Source organism: Glutamicibacter sp. NPDC090743, from assembly GCF_044769125.1.
Taxonomy (GTDB): Bacteria; Actinomycetota; Actinomycetes; order Actinomycetales; family Micrococcaceae; genus Glutamicibacter.
In genome coordinates, this window is sequence record NZ_JBIVXE010000003.1 from 244405 (window position 1) to 259370 (window position 14966).

A 14966-nucleotide genomic window follows, 5' to 3' on the forward strand; every position below is an offset into this window, starting at 1 on the left:
CCGAAGATCTTTGCAACGCAAGGGCTCGTCATTGGACTCAATCGGTCATATTTCGCGAATATTGCAGGTTCATCGCAGAGTATTCGATAGCATCACGGCACTTAGGTGTGCCTAAGTAGAGACTCGCATCACATGTTGCCATGATGGGCACATGATGAGGCTAGATCACGTAAGTTATGCATGCGGCCCAGACGGGCTGTTGCCAACCGCTGAAAGAATCTCCGAGTCCCTTGGACTGGAATTCGTCAAGGGCGGCGTGCATCCACGATTCGGAACACGCAATGTCATCTTCCCGCTCAAGCATGGCCAGTACCTGGAGGTGGTTGAAGTCCTGAACCACCCGGCCAGCGACAAGGCACCCTTCGGACAGGCGGTTCGCGCCCGTTCGGAGCTCGGCGGCGGCTGGATGGGCTGGTGCGTCTCGGTGGAGGACCTATCCAGTGCCGAGGACCGCTTGGGCCGCAAGTCGGTGCCGGGCAACCGGAAGTTCCCTGATGGCCGCGAACTGACCTGGCAGCAGATTGGCATCAAGGGCCTGATCGCCGATCCGCAGTGCCCGTACCTGATTTCCTGGGATGAAGGATCCGAGGAGCTGCATCCGTCCAAGGCGCTGGAACCTGCCGGCGCCATCAGCCAGATCGCCATCGCCGGCTCGCGTGAACGGGTGCTGGATTGGCTGGGCCAGCCGCAGAACGTCAATTTGGGCGCTGTCACCATGCAATATGAAGCGCCGAATGGCACTCCGGGCATCATGTCGGTTACCTTTGAGACCGAGTCCGGAACCGTGGTGCTGTAAACAGTTCCGCAGAGATCGCAAGTAGGCGGGGACAATGGCGTCCCCACCTACTTTCTTTTCCTTAAGGCCGGTCCAGCCGCTTCCCCAGGACCGCGACGTGCTGGTCTTCGAAGCCCAGCCGTTCATAGAAATCGATGACGGCAGAGTTCTCCTCGCGGACCATGAGCTGCACCTTGGGCACGCCGAGATCCCGCAGCCACAGGACAGCGGCATCCACCAGCGCCCTTCCCAGTCCGTTGCCCTGCCGGCACGGATCCACCGCAACATAGTAGAGCCAACCTCGGTGGCCATCATGGCCAACCATCGCAGTAGCCATGAGTTGATCGTTCTCAACGATGGACAGCACCGTGGAAGTAGGCTCGGCCAAAGCCCGTCGGGCGTCGGCGAGCGCATCATTCCACGGACGAGTCAGCCCAGTTGCTTCCCACAATTCAACTGCTTGGCGAAGGTCCTCTTCGCGCAGCACGGTAATCTGCATTGGCTCAGCTTACCGGCGCTACTGGCCGATTCCGATGGCCGGCCCGACCAAGGCGTATCCCACGAAGCCGATGGCATCAAGCAGGAAGTGCGCGATAACCAGCGGCATCACCCGCCCGTACTTCTGGTATACCCAGCCGAAGACGACGCCCATGAGCATATTGCCGATCATCGGCCCCACCCCCTGGTACAGGTGGTAGCTGCCTCGGATCATCGCAGAACCAATAATCGTGCTCCACAGGCCCAGCTTCAATTTCTTGGCGTAGGTGAACAAGAATCCGAGCATCAGCACTTCTTCGAGGACTGCATGACGTGCAGCCGACAGCAGAAGCACTGGGACGCTCCACCAATAATCGCCAAGATTCGCTGCTGACAGTGCCGTGGTGACGCCCAGTGCCCGCCCAGCGGCATAGACGCCCAGCGTTCCTACTCCCATGGCCAAGAACATCCCCGCCCCGAGCAGTGCGTCCTTGCCCGGCTTGCGCATATCGAAACCGATGTCCCGGATAGTTCGTCCGGTCGTGCGCTTCATCAGGTAGAGCGCCAGCACGACGGGTACCAAGGCAAAGAAGATGTCCAGCAGCTGGTAGGAGAAATCAAAGAACTCGCGGGTGCTCAGCGGGTTGTTCAGCGATGTAGTCTGCTCGCGCAGCGGCGCCCGGGTGACCTTGTCGGCAAAGCTCAGCAGCGAGTAGACCGCGCTTTGTCCCAAAGACAGGGCAAGAACCAAGACGATCTCGAATTTGAGGGTCTTGCGGGTTGCTGTCTGCTTAGATTGTTCAGCGTTCACGTTTCCGATCATAGGCTGATCTGGCTGTGCGCGTACTGAGCAGCCACGTGGCAAACCTGCGATAGCCTGAGGTTGAGACCACCAGCAAGCTGAACGAGAAGAGTGCGAGTGAGCCGTCCTGCCACCATTGGAGAACTGCAGATTGCCCGTCAGCTCTGCCCCGATCTTTCCTGGGAAGATGCGGCCGTGAACGAAGGCGGACAATTCCACAAGGTGGTCATTGGCAATCCGCAAGCGGTGATTCGCATGGCGCGCACGCCAGCGGCCACGGAGCAGATGCCCCGTTCCGTCAAGCTGCTGTCTTTGCTGGAGGGCCAGCTCAACTACCAGATTCCGGTGGCGGTTTCCGAGATCCTGCACGTCGACGGACTCAGCTCCGTGGCCATGTCTTTCATCCCCGGCAGCGCCCATGAACCGCATTACGGGGATCCGAAGGTGCTGGGACAGCTGGTCAAGGATTTGGCCGAGCTGCCGCTGGAGCCGATCAGCGAGCATCTGGCCAAACCGTTTTCATTCCGTGGCGAATGGACCCAGGCCAGGCAGCAGCAATGCTTCGATGCGCTGCCCGAGGAACTGCGAGGGCCTGCTACCGAGCTCTGGGCCCAGCTCGATTTCCTGGCGCAGGTTCCTGCGGGCTTGGTTCATGGCGATTTGGCCGGCCACAACATGCATTGGATCGGCGAGAAACTGGTTGGCATCTTGGACTGGGACCTGGCCGCTGCGTGGGACCCGGCTTTGAACACCGCTTACCTGAGCCTGTGGCATGGGTTGGAAATGGCGGATTTGATTGCTCCCAGCGCCGAGGAAGCATACCGGGCCAAAATCTGGTTGGGCCTGATGAGTCTTGAACGGCTATCGGATACGCTCTCGCGCACCGACAACCCGAAGATGGGCAAGCTCATGCGCAAGATTGGTCCGCGCATCCTCACCGCCGCGCAGACGGTACGGAAGTGAGCTCCTCGCTAACCATTCATCCCGTCGCGACAGCATTCTCACCAACCAGAATCCGATATCGAACTGTAGCTTCCTAAGCGAGGAAAAATATGACCCTGAAAAACGCATTCGCTCTCATTGCCCTCGTAGGAACTTCAATGGCGTTCACAGGTTGCTCCCTCAGCGATTCCAGCAGTCCTCCTCCACCAGGTACAGATTCGATGATGCCGCTGCAAGACCATGAGCTGGCTGCCATCAGCACAGAAATTGATAGGAAAGACCAGAATATCTCCCTTGCTATTCCGCTCCGCGGCGGCAAATATACGGTAGTGCTCGAATGCTCGGGCGAAGACATGTCGTCCAGCATCGCATGGCAAAGCGATGAGAAACCTGACAAAGGAGAAATCAGCGTTCCCTGCACCCATGACGGCGCAAACGCCCGCGAAGAGATTTCTCTAAACGGCTACTCAAGTTCGCTCACTTTCGTCGCAAGAGAGTTGCAAGGACACGAACTTACGGTATCAATTGCCTCAAACGCGACTTAGCACTTGATGATGATCCCTCCCGATGTCTTCGTCTATCAGGATCTAGCGAAACATTATTTTGTTCAAACGCGTTGAAAAAGCAAAATGCCCACCCGAGCACGATGCTCAGGTGGGCATTTTGGCGTATCGTCTCCGATACAAAGAATATCTAGTTCAGTGCTGAGATGGCTGCCTCGTAGTCCGGCTCGGTGGTGATCTCCGGGACGATCTGGTTGTAAACAACCTTGCCGTCTTCATCCAGGACTACAACCGAACGGGCCAGCAAACCAGCTAGTGGACCGTCAACCTGGGTGACGCCATAGTCCGAACCGAAGTCGGAACGGAAGACCGAAGCAGCGGTAACGTTCTCGATGTCTTCGGCACCGCAGAAGCGTCCCAGAGCGAATGGCAAGTCAGCAGAAACGCACACCACGGTCGTGTTCTCCAGACCCGCAGCCAATTCGTTGAAGCGACGCACGCTGGCAGCGCAAACGCCGGTATCAACCGACGGGAAGATGTTCAGGACAACGCGACGGCCAGCCAGCGATTCGCTGGTGACATCTGCAAGGCCGGTGTCGGTGAGAGTGAAAGCTGGAGCCTGCGAGCCAACGGCCGGCAGATCACCAATAGTCTGTACAGGGGTTCCCTTGAAAGCAGTATTAGCCATAGGTCTTGTTTATCATGAATGCCTAATCCGGAGCTATATTTTCTGCCTACTAGCGCAAACAAGTCGCTCACTTCTCGTTCCTATGCAAAACTGTGGACATGGGCCCCGACTACGATTCATACGCAGCGAAGATGCGTGCTCAGACCCTTGACGGCACTGATTTGGAAGTAGTCGCCCGTTTCACCGACATGCTCTGCCGCCGCAATTCACGAATTCTCGATATCGGTTGCGGGGTAGGCAACACCGTCAACGCCTTGCGCCGCTTGGGACACCGTGGCTACGGCATAGATCCCACACCCCAAGTGCTGGATGTAGCTGCAGAGCTATTCGACGGGAGCTGGTTCCGGCAGCTATCGGCGAACCAGCTGGCCGTGGGCTCATTGGGCGAGCATGACCTGCCAAGGACGTACGACGCCCTATTGTTGACCGGTAATGTGCCTGCTTTCATTTCTCGCGATGAACTGCGAGGCGTTTTCAACTTAGCCGATCAGGTGCTCAGCGTCACGGGCGTACTCGTTGTCGGAACCACCCGCCATGCCAACGGCGGACCGGAAGACCAGGACGAACTCCGCGAAGGAACCTCGCTGCAGCTCGTGCAGCGATTCGCCGACTGGCATTTGGCTCCCTACCGTTCTGGCTCCCAATGGTCGGTGAGCGTGTACGCACGCACCGGTCAGCGTTCAGGATTCCAGAGCCCAGATGGAATATTCATTCTGCCCTCCTAGCCTCGTGGCTATTTCCAAACGCCGCCAGGTATTCAACAGTCGGCAAGCTTTTCAAGGCCTGGAATCGCTGCCTAAATGCGACCGGTGTTTCGCAGCCAACTGACTTCGCAAGGGAAGCTGCCGTTTCATCGGTTTCCACGAGCCGCCGGCAAGCCTCTTTTATTCTCCGATGTCATTGGGACAGTGGGCATCCCCATGCAGAACTGTGCTGAGCCAAGCGGGGAGAATTGCCCATGGCTCCGGGCACGAGACGCTAATACCCCAGCGCTAGGAAGCTACCGGTCCAGGAGGGCACGGAGGCTTGCCTCGATCTCACCAGAAGCCGCCAACAATCGTCGGGAATTGGGAGTACCGGACCTGCGCGTCCAGCAGGAGCAGGCATTGAAGGCTTCTCATCGCTTCTATCTACCGGGCGGACAGAATGCAGCGTCCTAGTTTTGCTTACGGCTTGGACTGCTTCAATCCGCAGCACGGCTCGGGGCCGAGGAATCCTTGCGGCCGGATCCCTGCCATCCCTATCCCCTTCCCTGGGCGCGCGTAATCCATCCGGGTTGTCGATGAGCTCCTGCAACGCTCTAGATCGCCTTGCCGGCCCGATACACGCTGTGGGTCAGGTTCATCCCGGGACGGTACGCCAGATGCGCAGCAACTGGCGCGTCAAGAACATGCAGATCCGCGCGCTTGCCGATCTCAATGGATCCCACTTGGTCGGCAACGCCCAGCGCGAGTGCCCCTCCGTAGGTTGCCGCCTCGATGGCTTCAGCCAGGGTCAGGTCCATTTGGAGCACTGCGGTAGCCACGCAGAAGTTCATGTTGCTCGTGTAGCTGGTACCCGGATTGCAGTTGCTTGCCAGTGCGATTCGCACGCCTGCATCGAGCAGTGCACGGCCCGGGGCCAGCGGTTGCCGTGTGGACAGGTCGCAGGCGGGCAAGCAGGTGGCGACGGTGCCCGCAGTCCCTGTTCTTGTTGCCGTGTCCCAGCCAGCCCAGCTTCCGGCGAGCGCCTGGAGGTCCTGTTCGTCCAGGTAATTCACGTGGTCTACCGAGTAGCTGCCGAACTCTACGGCCAGCTTCACGCCCGGCCCTGGACCCAGCTGGTTTCCGTGGACCTTGGTTGCCAGTCCCTTGTTCCTTGCGGCGCCCAGGACCCGGCGCGACTGTTCTTCGGTGAATGCGCCGCGTTCGCAGAAGACATCCACGAAGTCGACGTTGGCCGCCACGGCATCCAGCATCGGTCCGGTGACCAAATCGGTGTAGTCATCGGCATCCCATCCTGCCGGGACCAAGTGAGCGCCAAGGAAAGTCAGGGAATCGACCAGCGGCTTGCCCAGCACCGAATGCCGGATTTCTTCTTCCAGTGCCAGGCCGTAGCCGGTCTTGGTTTCCATCCAGGTGGTGCCCATCGCCAGAGCTTCACGGCGGCGATCAGCCACGAGGTCGGCCAGTTCCTTGTCCGAGAGCTGCCCGGTGGCCGATGTGGTGACCGCGATGCCTCCAGCGGCATAGGACTGGCCTGCCATGCGGGCTACGAACTCCTCGGCGCGGTCGCCGCCGAAAATCAGGTGGCTGTGGGAATCAACCCAACCGGGCAGCACCGCACGGCCGCCCAAATCGATCTCGTGTCCCGCAGCAGGTGCATGCGCCATGTTGCCGATCCATGCAACCAGTCCGTCCTCGATCAGCACCGCCGCGTCTTCCAGCACGCGCCCCTTCGCGTCAACCGTAGTCAGCTGTCCAATGTTGGTAAGCAACAGGGTTGCCATGAGCGCTCCGCCTTCGTGGTATTTCCAATCCTTTAGCCAAGAGCCTACCCATGGCTCGTTGCCTATGGGGCAGAACAATAGGGTGCCCGTCTGGGATTTCAGACTGGCACCCTATTGTTCCCACTGCAGGCCAGGGTTACCCCTTGGTGGCACCTGCCAGCAATCCCCGCACGAAGAACCGTTGCAGGGCGAAGAAGACCGCCAGCGGAATGATCATCGAGATGAAAGCGCCTGCGGTGAGCAGCTCCCAGGATTGCCCGTAGGTACCCGAGAGGTCCTGGAGCGCTTTCGTGATCGGCAAGCCTCCACCCGAGGTGAAGACCGTCGCCACCAAGAGGTCATTCCACACCCAGAGGAACTGGAAGATTCCGAAGGAAGCAATAGCCGGCATCGACAGGGGCAGGACGATTTTCGAGAAGATCTTCCCGTGCCCGGCTCCGTCAACACGAGCAGCCTCGATGACCTCATCGGGGATCTCCGAAATGAAGTTGTGCAGCATGAAGATCGCCAACGGCAAGGCGAAGATCGTGTGGGCAATCCAGACCTTGGCGTAGGCGCCATCCAGCCCGTTGACTCCCAAGCCCGGCAGGATGTACAGCCCACCGATCTTCACTCCGTCCGAGAACAGCTGGAGCAGCGGAACCAGCGCCATCTGGATCGGAACGATCTGCAGGGCGAAAACGAGAACGAAGAGCGTATTGCGCCCCTTGAAGTTGATCCACGCGAAAGCGTAGGCAGCCAAGCTGGCGACAAGGATCGGCACGATCGCCGCCGGAATGGTGATGACCAGCGAATTCAGGAACGCCTTGGACAGCGGAAGGCTGTCGCCGGAGGCAAAGGCCTGCGCATAGTTATCGAGCGTGAATGAAGGATTGGACAGGGCCGTCCACCAGCCCGAGGTCTTGATGTCATCAGCCTGCCTGAAGGAGGAGACAAACAGGCCGAAGGTGGGGATGGTCCACACCGCGGCAATGATGAACGCCGCAATGGTGGCTGCGCGGGAGGTGGTGGCTTTGCGCAGTTTCCCGCTGGTTTTCTCGGTAGCTGCCAAGAGGCGTCGAGAGGATTCGCTGACGGTGCTCATCGGACTCCCCTTTGCTTCTTATGCTGGCGGACGTTGTAGATGATGATCGGCAGTACCAGGATGAACAGGATGACGGCCAGGGCCGAGCTGTAGCCGGTGCGTGCCCCGAGCTGGAACTGGCGCACCATTTCGAATGCCAGCACCGTTGTATCCGAGCGTCCGCCGGTCATCGAAGAGACGATGTCGAAGACCTTGAGCGAGGCAATGGAAATGGTGGTCAATACGACGATGACGGTGGAGCGGATCCCCGGCAGCGTGACATTGGCGAAACGCTGCCATGGGCTGGCCCCGTCCAGGGAGGCTGCTTCGATTTGCTCTGCGGGCACGCCCTTGATGGCCGCGGACAGGATGACCATGGCGAATCCCGCCTGTGTCCAGATCAGGATGACCACCAGGAACAACGTGTTCCACGGTTCGAGCCCGAGCCAGTCGACCGGGGTGGCCCCGAATGCCGTGATGATCGCGTTGAGCACGCCTATTTGCTCGCCCTGGCGGATGTCGTAGAAGAACTTGAAGATGATCGACGCGCCAACGAAGGAAATCGCCATGGGCATGAACACCAGCAGCTTGAAGAACTTCTCGCCACGGCTCTTGTCGATGAATACCGCGTAGGCCAATCCGATAATAGTGGAGACCACGGGCGCCACCAGAACCCACACCAGGGTATTGAGCAGGGCGGTCAGGCCATCGGGGCTGGTGAACACCCAGAGGAAATTCCCCAGGCCGACGAAGCCGGATCCGTCGTTGGCCATGAAGGCGCTGACCGCGGTGCGGACCGTGGGGTAGATCAAGCCCATAGCGAGCAGCAGCATGGCCGGAGCCAGGAAACCGGACAGCTGCAGCAGCGAGCCGGCGCCGGATCGCGAGCGCCGGTCCAGGAAAAACAGCACCGCACCGAGCACCGCGGCCAGCGCGGCCACCCACATCACGGAGTTGTACAGGCCCAGGACCAGCAGGATCGCCACCGGGACCAAGACCGCGGCGGCAAAGCGCACGACGGCGAAAACCCGTCCGCCCTTGGTCGCTATCTCGACAAAGGCGAGGATCGCTGCGATCAAGACCGCGAAGGCAACCAGGACGATCGGCACTTGGACTAGCGGCGGAACGCCAGCCAGCCACTGGAAGAATTCAGACATGCGCTCAGGCTCCTACAATCCCGCCAACGGCCGGGACTCCCGGCCGTTGGCGATGTACCAGATGGCGACTAGGAGTCATAGCCGGACTGGATATTTTCAAGCACTTCCTTGGTCGGTTTGCCATCGATCCAGTCCACCAGGCCCTTCCAGAAGGAGTCGGAGCCGACGCTCTTGGGCATCAGATCAGACCCGTCGAAGCGGAAAGTGGTGTTCGGATCCTGCAGCAATTCAACAGCGGAACGCAGCAGGTCGCTGCTGGCGTTCTCCGGATCAAGCCCGGAGTTCGCCGAGATCACGCCGCCGAGTCCAACGCGGCTATTGGCCCAATCCGCGCTGGCCAGGTATTCCTGGACCTTGGCGGTATCCTCATCATTGGAGAAGGCGGCAACGAATTCACCGCCGCCTACAACAGATACGGGGTCATCGGCTTTGGCTGGCGGGGCAACGAAAGCCCAGACATCCCCGTCAGGCGCCACGGTAGCTTTCTCGCCATCGGCGTTCTTGGAATCCAGGACGTATCCTTCCAGGAAGGATGCCTGGTGGGTCAGCGGGCAGGTTCCCTTGGCCACGGCCGTGCCAACATCGCCGAAGGCGGTGGCGTTGATCGACTTCACGTCGCCATATCCGGCGTTGACTTGCTCTGGGTCCAGCAGGATCTTTCCAACGGAATCGAAGGCGCTGGTGATTTCTGGCGAAGTGAATTCCAGATCGCCCGAAACCCACTTGTCGTAGGCTTCGGTTCCGGACTGGCGCAGGACCGCGTCTTCAATCCAGTCGGTGCCCGGCCATCCCGATGCCTCGCCCGAGGCGAATCCGGCACACCAGGCCGGTTCATTGGTCTGCTTCGAGATTTCGGTGCCCAGGGTGGTCATTTCATCCCAGGTTTCCGGGACGCTCAAGCCCCACTGCTCGAACTGCTTGGGCGAGTACCAGATGTAGCCTTTCACGCTGGCCATCAGCGGCACCCCGTACTGCACCCCATCGACCTTGCCGTAGTTCTGCCAGTCCTCGGACCAGTTGCTCTGCAGCTGAGACTGGACTGCCTCGGGAAGTTGCTGCACCTTGCCCTGGGCCACGGTGGCCTGCAGCAAGCCGGGTTGCGGGAAGACGGCCAGGTCCGGGGTGTCGCCGCCCTGGACCTTGATTCCGATTTGGGATTCGAAGTTCTTGTCGCCGGTGTAGCGGATCTTGATGCCGTTCTCCTCGGACCACTTGGCCCAGGATTCTTCCAGCAGTTCGGCTTCAATGCCGGTGACCGGACCGTAGATATCGACGACTCCGTCGGCTTGGCCCACTTGGGCTTCGCCGCCGCCGGAGGCGTTGGGGTCATTGGGGTCTGCTCCGCCCGAGCAACCGGCCAGGAGCAGGCCGATTGCTGCCACCGAGATAACCGGCGCGAACTTCAGCCCACGTTTTGCTTTAGTCATGATGCCCTCCACGTTGGGTAATGCCCTGCCGGATGAGGCGGCCTGGCACGAGTGATCCCCTCAATAGTGACGCAGGTCATCGACGCGCGTCAACAGTTATGGGTGAACACCGTGGAGAAATTGGCGCGGGCAGGTCATTGCGGTGCCGGGCCCGAGCTGTCCCGGACCACCATCAGCGGCGCGATCAGTTGCTGCACCGGCGCTTGGGAGCGTCCCTCGATCTGCTGCACCAGGGCGTCCACCGCCGCATGGGAAATGGCCTCCCCCGGCGGGGCCACCGTGGTCAGCGCCGGGGCTACCATCTCGGCCGAACGGTCCCCGACCCCCAGGGCGATCACCGAGAGGTCATCGGGGATCCGCAACGCAGCTAGGCCAGCGGCGTTGACAAATCCCGCGGTGGCGAACTCCTTGAGCGCAAGCACCGCAGTGGGTCGCGGGTGCAGTTCCAGATAGGCATCCAGCGCCGCGCGGCCGCCGCGGGCGTTGTTTTCCACCGGCACTTCCTGCATCGCCATGCCCCGATCGCGCACGGCATCGCAGATGGCCCGGGCCGTGCGGACGGCCGGGCCGTTGCCGGCTTCCTGGTCTTCCACCGATACGTTGATGTACATGATGGATTGGTGGCCGAGGCTCGCCAAATAATCCACCGCGATGCGCCCGGCCTGGGCAAAATCATTATCGACATAGGACAGGTCCGCGCTGTCATCGGGACGGCCAATGGAGGCAAAGGCAATGCCCGCGCGCCGCAGGACATCAAAGCGCGGGTCATTGATCGACACTTCCATCAAGAGCACCCCGGCCACCAGCTTCTGCCCGACCAGGCTTTCCAATCCCATGGCATCGGTCATCGGGTTGGACCACAACAGCATGTGGTAGCCCAGCGCGCGGGCACGCTCCATGGCGGCGGTGACGTACTCGAACTCGGTGGAAGAATAGCCGTCCACGCTGGTGGGAAAGTGCAGGGCAAGGATGCCCCGGCGCGATCCGGCCAGGCCCTGGGCAAAGGCATCCGGGGTGTAGTTCAACTCCCGCATGGCCGCCAGGACCCTGGCCTTGGTCGCCTCGGAAATGGTGCGCCGGCCGCTGATCACGTAGGACACGGTACTAGGAGATACGCCGGCCAAGCGCGCCACGTCGTTCCTGGTGGCCATGAGCCCACCGCCTTTGGTTATTCCAACTCGTCATCCCTATTGAAACACGGCGGCGGGCAATCCCCCTGGGTCAGCGGCTGGCGACGAATGCCTGCACGCAGGCCTCGATATCCTCAGCCGAATGCGCGGCAGAAAGCTGGACGCGGATGCGCGCGGCGCCCTTGGGCACTACCGGGAAGCTGAAGGCCGTGACGAAGACGCCCTGCTCCAGCATCTTGCCTGCGACCTCTGCGGCCTTGACCGCGTCGCCGAACATCACCGGAATGATGGCGTGCTCGCCGTCGAGCAATTCGAAGCCCTCTTCGGTCATGCGGCGGCGGAAGTGCGCAGCGTTCTCGAAGAGCTTCTCGCGCAGGTCCCCGGAGTCCACCACCAGGTCCAGCGCCTTCAACGTGGCAGCCACGATCGATGGAGCCAGCGAGTTGGAGAACAGGTACGGGCGGGCCTTCTGGCGCAGCATCGCGACAATCTCGCCGCGGCCGGACACGTAGCCGCCCGAGGCGCCGCCCAATGCCTTGCCGAAGGTGCCGGTGTAGATGTCCACGCGGTCTGAGACTCCTGCATGCTCCGGGGTGCCTGCCCCGGTGGCGCCCATGAAGCCCACGGCGTGGGAGTCATCGACCATGACCAGCGCGTTGTACTTGTCAGCCAGATCGCAGATGGCCTCCAAGGGAGCCAGGTAGCCGTCCATGGAGAAGACGCCATCGGTGACGATGATGGTGCGGCGGGCGCCCGCCCCGCCGTTGAGCTGCGCGGCGGATTGCAGCTGGGTTTCCAGGTCGGCCATGTCCTGGTTGGCGTAGCGGAAGCGCGCGGCCTTGGACAAGCGGATGCCATCAATGATCGAGGCGTGGTTCAGCGCATCGGAGATGATGGCGTCTTCCTTGCCGAACAGCGATTCGAACACGCCGCCGTTGGCATCGAAGCAGCTGGAGAACAAGATGGTGTCCTCGGTGCCCAGGAATTTAGAGAGCTTGGCTTCCAGGTCCAGGTGCAGGTCCTGGGTGCCGCAGATGAAGCGGACCGAGGCCATGCCGAAGCCGCGCTCATCCATGGCGGTCTTGGCCGCGTCGATGATCTGCTGGTTATCGGCCAAGCCCAGGTAGTTGTTGGCGCAGAAATTCAGCACCTTCCGTGCATCGTCGCCCAGCGAGCCGGCCATGATGGAAGCGGACTGGGCCGAGTCGATGTGGCGTTCTGCCTTGAACAGGCCGGAGGACTTCAGCTCGTCCAATTCGGCGGCAAGCTGGTCTTTGAGATCCGTGTACATTGCAAATGCTCCTTGTTGATGCGGGAAATTCTTAGCCTGAGAAAACGGTCCAGTCGAGCACGACCTTGCCGCCGTGCCCGCTGCGAGCAGCTTCGAATCCCTGCTGCCATTCGGTGGCCGGCAGGAAGTCGGTAACCACCGAGGCAATGCGCTCGCGCATCACCTCCGAGGAGGTGAGCATGGCGCTCATGGCGTACCAGGTCTCGAACATTTCGCGGCCGTAGATGCCGCGCAGGGTCAGCATGTGGGTGACAACCTTGCCCCAGTTGATGTCGATCGAGGTGCTGGGCAAGCCGAGCATGGCGATCTTGCCGCCATGGTTCATGTTCTCGATCATTTCCGGCAGGGCGGTCTTGTGCCCGGACATTTCCATGCCGTAGTCGAAGCCTTCGACCATGCCCAGCTTCTGCTGCGCTTCCTTGATGCGGGTGGTCGCGACATTCACGGCCAGATCGATGCCCATGGACTGGGCCAGTTCCAGGCGCTGCTCGGAGACATCGGTGATGGCGATGTTGCGGGCGCCGACGTGGCGGGCCACTGCCGCGGCCATCAGGCCGATGGGTCCGGCGCCGGTAATCAGCACGTCCTCGCCCACCATCGGAAACTGCAGTGCGGTGTGCACGGCATTGCCGAACGGATCGAAGATGGCGCCGAGCAGTGGGGTGATGCGCTCATCGCGGTGGATGTAGACATTGCTTTCGGGGATCACCACGTATTCGGCGAATGCGCCGTCACGCTGCACGCCTACCGAATCGACGTTGATGCACATCTGCTTGCGTCCGGCGCGGCAGTTGCGGCACAGGCCGCACACAACGTGGCCTTCACCCGAGACGCGGTCGCCGATCTTGACCCCGTGCACGAAGTCGCCGATTTCCACGACCTCGCCGTAGAACTCGTGGCCCGGAACCAGCGGGGTGTTGATCATGGCCTTGGCTGCATCATCGTAGGCTTCGATGTGCAGATCGGTGCCGCAGATTCCGGCGGTCATGACGCGGATCTTGACCTCGTGGGCGCCGGTCTCTGGTTCTGGGCGATCAACGAGTTCCAGCCCCGCGTGCGGGCCGGACTTGTACAGTGCTTTCATGCGGGTTCCTTTGGATTGGGCACCTGGGTGCGCGCAACACAGACATGGGGTCGCTTCAAGTGTCGCACCCGACAGCACGGTACAACACCTTAGAAGATCACTGATTTACTGATCCAACGATTTAGAATTTACTTCATGGAATTGCATCAGTTGAGGATTCTGCGTGAACTCGCGGATTTGGGCAGCGTCAACGCCGTGGCGAAGGCCCTTTTTGTCTCGCCCTCGGCGGTCTCGCAGCATTTGGCCCAACTGCAGCGCAATTTCCCTGTGCCACTGACACAGAAAGAGGGACGGCGGCTAGTACTCACCAGCCAAGGAAGGATCTTGGCACAAGCCAGCGCCCAGGTTGCTTCAACTCTCGCCGAGGCAGACTCCAAGATCAGGAACTATGAAGGCAACTTTGCCCAACCGGTACTCATCGCTGGATTTCATTCCATTGGCCAAACGATCTTCGCGCCGTTACTGAATTCCGGTGATGATGACCTGCCGCCCTTGCGTTTCTTTGATGAAGACGTTTCACAACAAGATTTTCCGGCCCTAACTTCTACATATGATCTGGTCCTCGCTCACCGAATGCCGCATACCGAGGCCTGGCCTGCCGACAGAGTTTCCGTAATCCCATTGGCCTTCGAACCCCTAGATATTGCTGTGCATCAAGATCATCCACTGGCACGGTTTGAAAGTCTCTCGCCAGCTCAAGTTATCGAAGAGCCTTGGGTGGTCTCCCGCCCAGGATTCTCGCCGGCTGATGTGCTCGATACCATCGCCGCGTTGTCGGGGTCGGCTCCTCGAATTGAGCATCGGGTCAACGACTACGGCACGGCAGCCGCACTGGTACGAGCCAGTCATTGCTTGGGAATTTTGCCTCGCTTCACTTCGCGGTCCATGCTGGGCAAGGATGTGACTTTACGACCAGTTTCAGGCTTGGAATCCGGTCGACAAATCGACATCCTGGTACGCGCCGAACACCTTCACAGACCGACAGTTATTCGAGTTATCGATGCCCTCAGAGAGACGGCGCGGAAGTTGGTGGCCGAAAATCTCTAGCGCCGGGTTAGTTCGCGTTGGAGGCCATTTCTTGGGAGGCTTTTCCACTTTCCCGGACAGCTCCGAACAGCAAGGCGGCCAGCTCAACCTAG

15 protein-coding genes are annotated in these 14966 nt (G+C 60.5%); 5 read left to right on the plus strand and 10 right to left on the minus strand.

The features are described 5' to 3' along the window. The first annotated feature begins 151 nt into the window (after positions 1-151). Positions 152-796: a VOC family protein gene (locus tag ACIQTS_RS07600; protein WP_332498748.1), complete on the plus strand. Its 645-nt coding sequence runs from the start codon at positions 152-154 to the stop codon at positions 794-796. A 61-nt stretch (positions 797-857) separates the two neighbouring features. Here ACIQTS_RS07600 and ACIQTS_RS07605 read toward each other — a convergent pair whose 3' ends face one another. Next, positions 858-1274 (minus strand): GNAT family acetyltransferase, encoded by a 417-nt coding sequence (locus ACIQTS_RS07605; RefSeq protein ID WP_332489387.1) that lies wholly within the window; start codon positions 1272-1274, stop codon positions 858-860. Between the two features lie 18 nt (positions 1275-1292). Further along, a complete protein-coding gene (locus tag ACIQTS_RS07610) occupies positions 1293-2075 on the minus strand; it encodes a type II CAAX endopeptidase family protein (protein ID WP_332489388.1) in 783 nt (260 codons plus the stop codon). A gap of 96 nt (positions 2076-2171) precedes the next feature. On the opposite strand from ACIQTS_RS07610, the gene ACIQTS_RS07615 reads away from it, so the two are divergent. Both ACIQTS_RS07615 and ACIQTS_RS07620 read left to right on the plus strand, forming a co-directional pair. Continuing rightward, the gene (locus ACIQTS_RS07615) at positions 2172-3017 is read left to right on the plus strand and encodes an aminoglycoside phosphotransferase family protein (RefSeq protein WP_332502610.1); all 846 of its coding nucleotides are present in this window, start codon (positions 2172-2174) and stop codon (positions 3015-3017) included. An 89-nt stretch (positions 3018-3106) separates the two neighbouring features. Then, complete coding sequence (locus ACIQTS_RS07620; RefSeq protein ID WP_332489328.1) at positions 3107-3541, plus strand: hypothetical protein; 435 nt, start codon at positions 3107-3109, stop codon at positions 3539-3541. Between the two features lie 148 nt (positions 3542-3689). On the opposite strand, the gene tpx is transcribed toward ACIQTS_RS07620, so the two are convergent. Then, positions 3690-4187 (minus strand): thiol peroxidase, encoded by a 498-nt coding sequence (tpx, locus tag ACIQTS_RS07625; protein ID WP_332489327.1) that lies wholly within the window; start codon positions 4185-4187, stop codon positions 3690-3692. Between the two features lie 98 nt (positions 4188-4285). On the opposite strand from tpx, the gene ACIQTS_RS07630 reads away from it, so the two are divergent. Further along, positions 4286-4912, plus strand: coding sequence for a class I SAM-dependent methyltransferase (locus ACIQTS_RS07630; RefSeq protein ID WP_402472426.1), 627 nt, complete (start codon positions 4286-4288; stop codon positions 4910-4912). Between the two features lie 575 nt (positions 4913-5487). Here the strand turns inward: ACIQTS_RS07630 and hutI are convergent. From hutI to tdh, 7 genes are all read right to left on the minus strand, one after another. Next, positions 5488-6675, minus strand: a complete 1188-nt coding sequence (gene hutI, locus ACIQTS_RS07635) for an imidazolonepropionase (RefSeq protein ID WP_402472429.1) — start codon at positions 6673-6675, stop codon at positions 5488-5490. Positions 6676-6811: 136 nt separating this feature from the next. Beyond that, positions 6812-7759 carry a carbohydrate ABC transporter permease gene (locus ACIQTS_RS07640; protein ID WP_105661767.1) on the minus strand — a complete coding sequence of 316 codons (948 nt, stop codon included), beginning with the start codon at positions 7757-7759 and terminating at the stop codon, positions 6812-6814. Then, positions 7756-8895, minus strand: coding sequence for a carbohydrate ABC transporter permease (locus tag ACIQTS_RS07645; protein WP_402472431.1), 1140 nt, complete (start codon positions 8893-8895; stop codon positions 7756-7758). The genes ACIQTS_RS07640 and ACIQTS_RS07645 overlap by 4 nt, the downstream gene beginning before the upstream one ends. Before the next feature lie 68 nt (positions 8896-8963). Further along, positions 8964-10322 (minus strand): carbohydrate ABC transporter substrate-binding protein, encoded by a 1359-nt coding sequence (locus tag ACIQTS_RS07650; protein WP_332498754.1) that lies wholly within the window; start codon positions 10320-10322, stop codon positions 8964-8966. 134 nt (positions 10323-10456) lie between these two features. Further along, positions 10457-11473, minus strand: a complete 1017-nt coding sequence (locus ACIQTS_RS07655) for a LacI family DNA-binding transcriptional regulator (RefSeq protein ID WP_402472434.1) — start codon at positions 11471-11473, stop codon at positions 10457-10459. A gap of 70 nt (positions 11474-11543) precedes the next feature. Further along, positions 11544-12743: a glycine C-acetyltransferase gene (locus tag ACIQTS_RS07660; RefSeq protein ID WP_402472437.1), complete on the minus strand. Its 1200-nt coding sequence runs from the start codon at positions 12741-12743 to the stop codon at positions 11544-11546. Positions 12744-12774: 31 nt separating this feature from the next. Further along, on the minus strand, positions 12775-13827 hold the full coding sequence (gene tdh, locus ACIQTS_RS07665; protein WP_105657175.1) for an L-threonine 3-dehydrogenase: 1053 nt from the start codon (positions 13825-13827) through the stop codon (positions 12775-12777). A 135-nt stretch (positions 13828-13962) separates the two neighbouring features. Between tdh and ACIQTS_RS07670 the strand changes: the two genes are divergently transcribed. Next, entirely contained in the window at positions 13963-14874 is a 912-nt protein-coding gene (locus ACIQTS_RS07670; RefSeq protein ID WP_105657174.1) for a LysR family transcriptional regulator, read from the plus strand. The last annotated feature ends 92 nt before the right edge of the window (positions 14875-14966 follow it).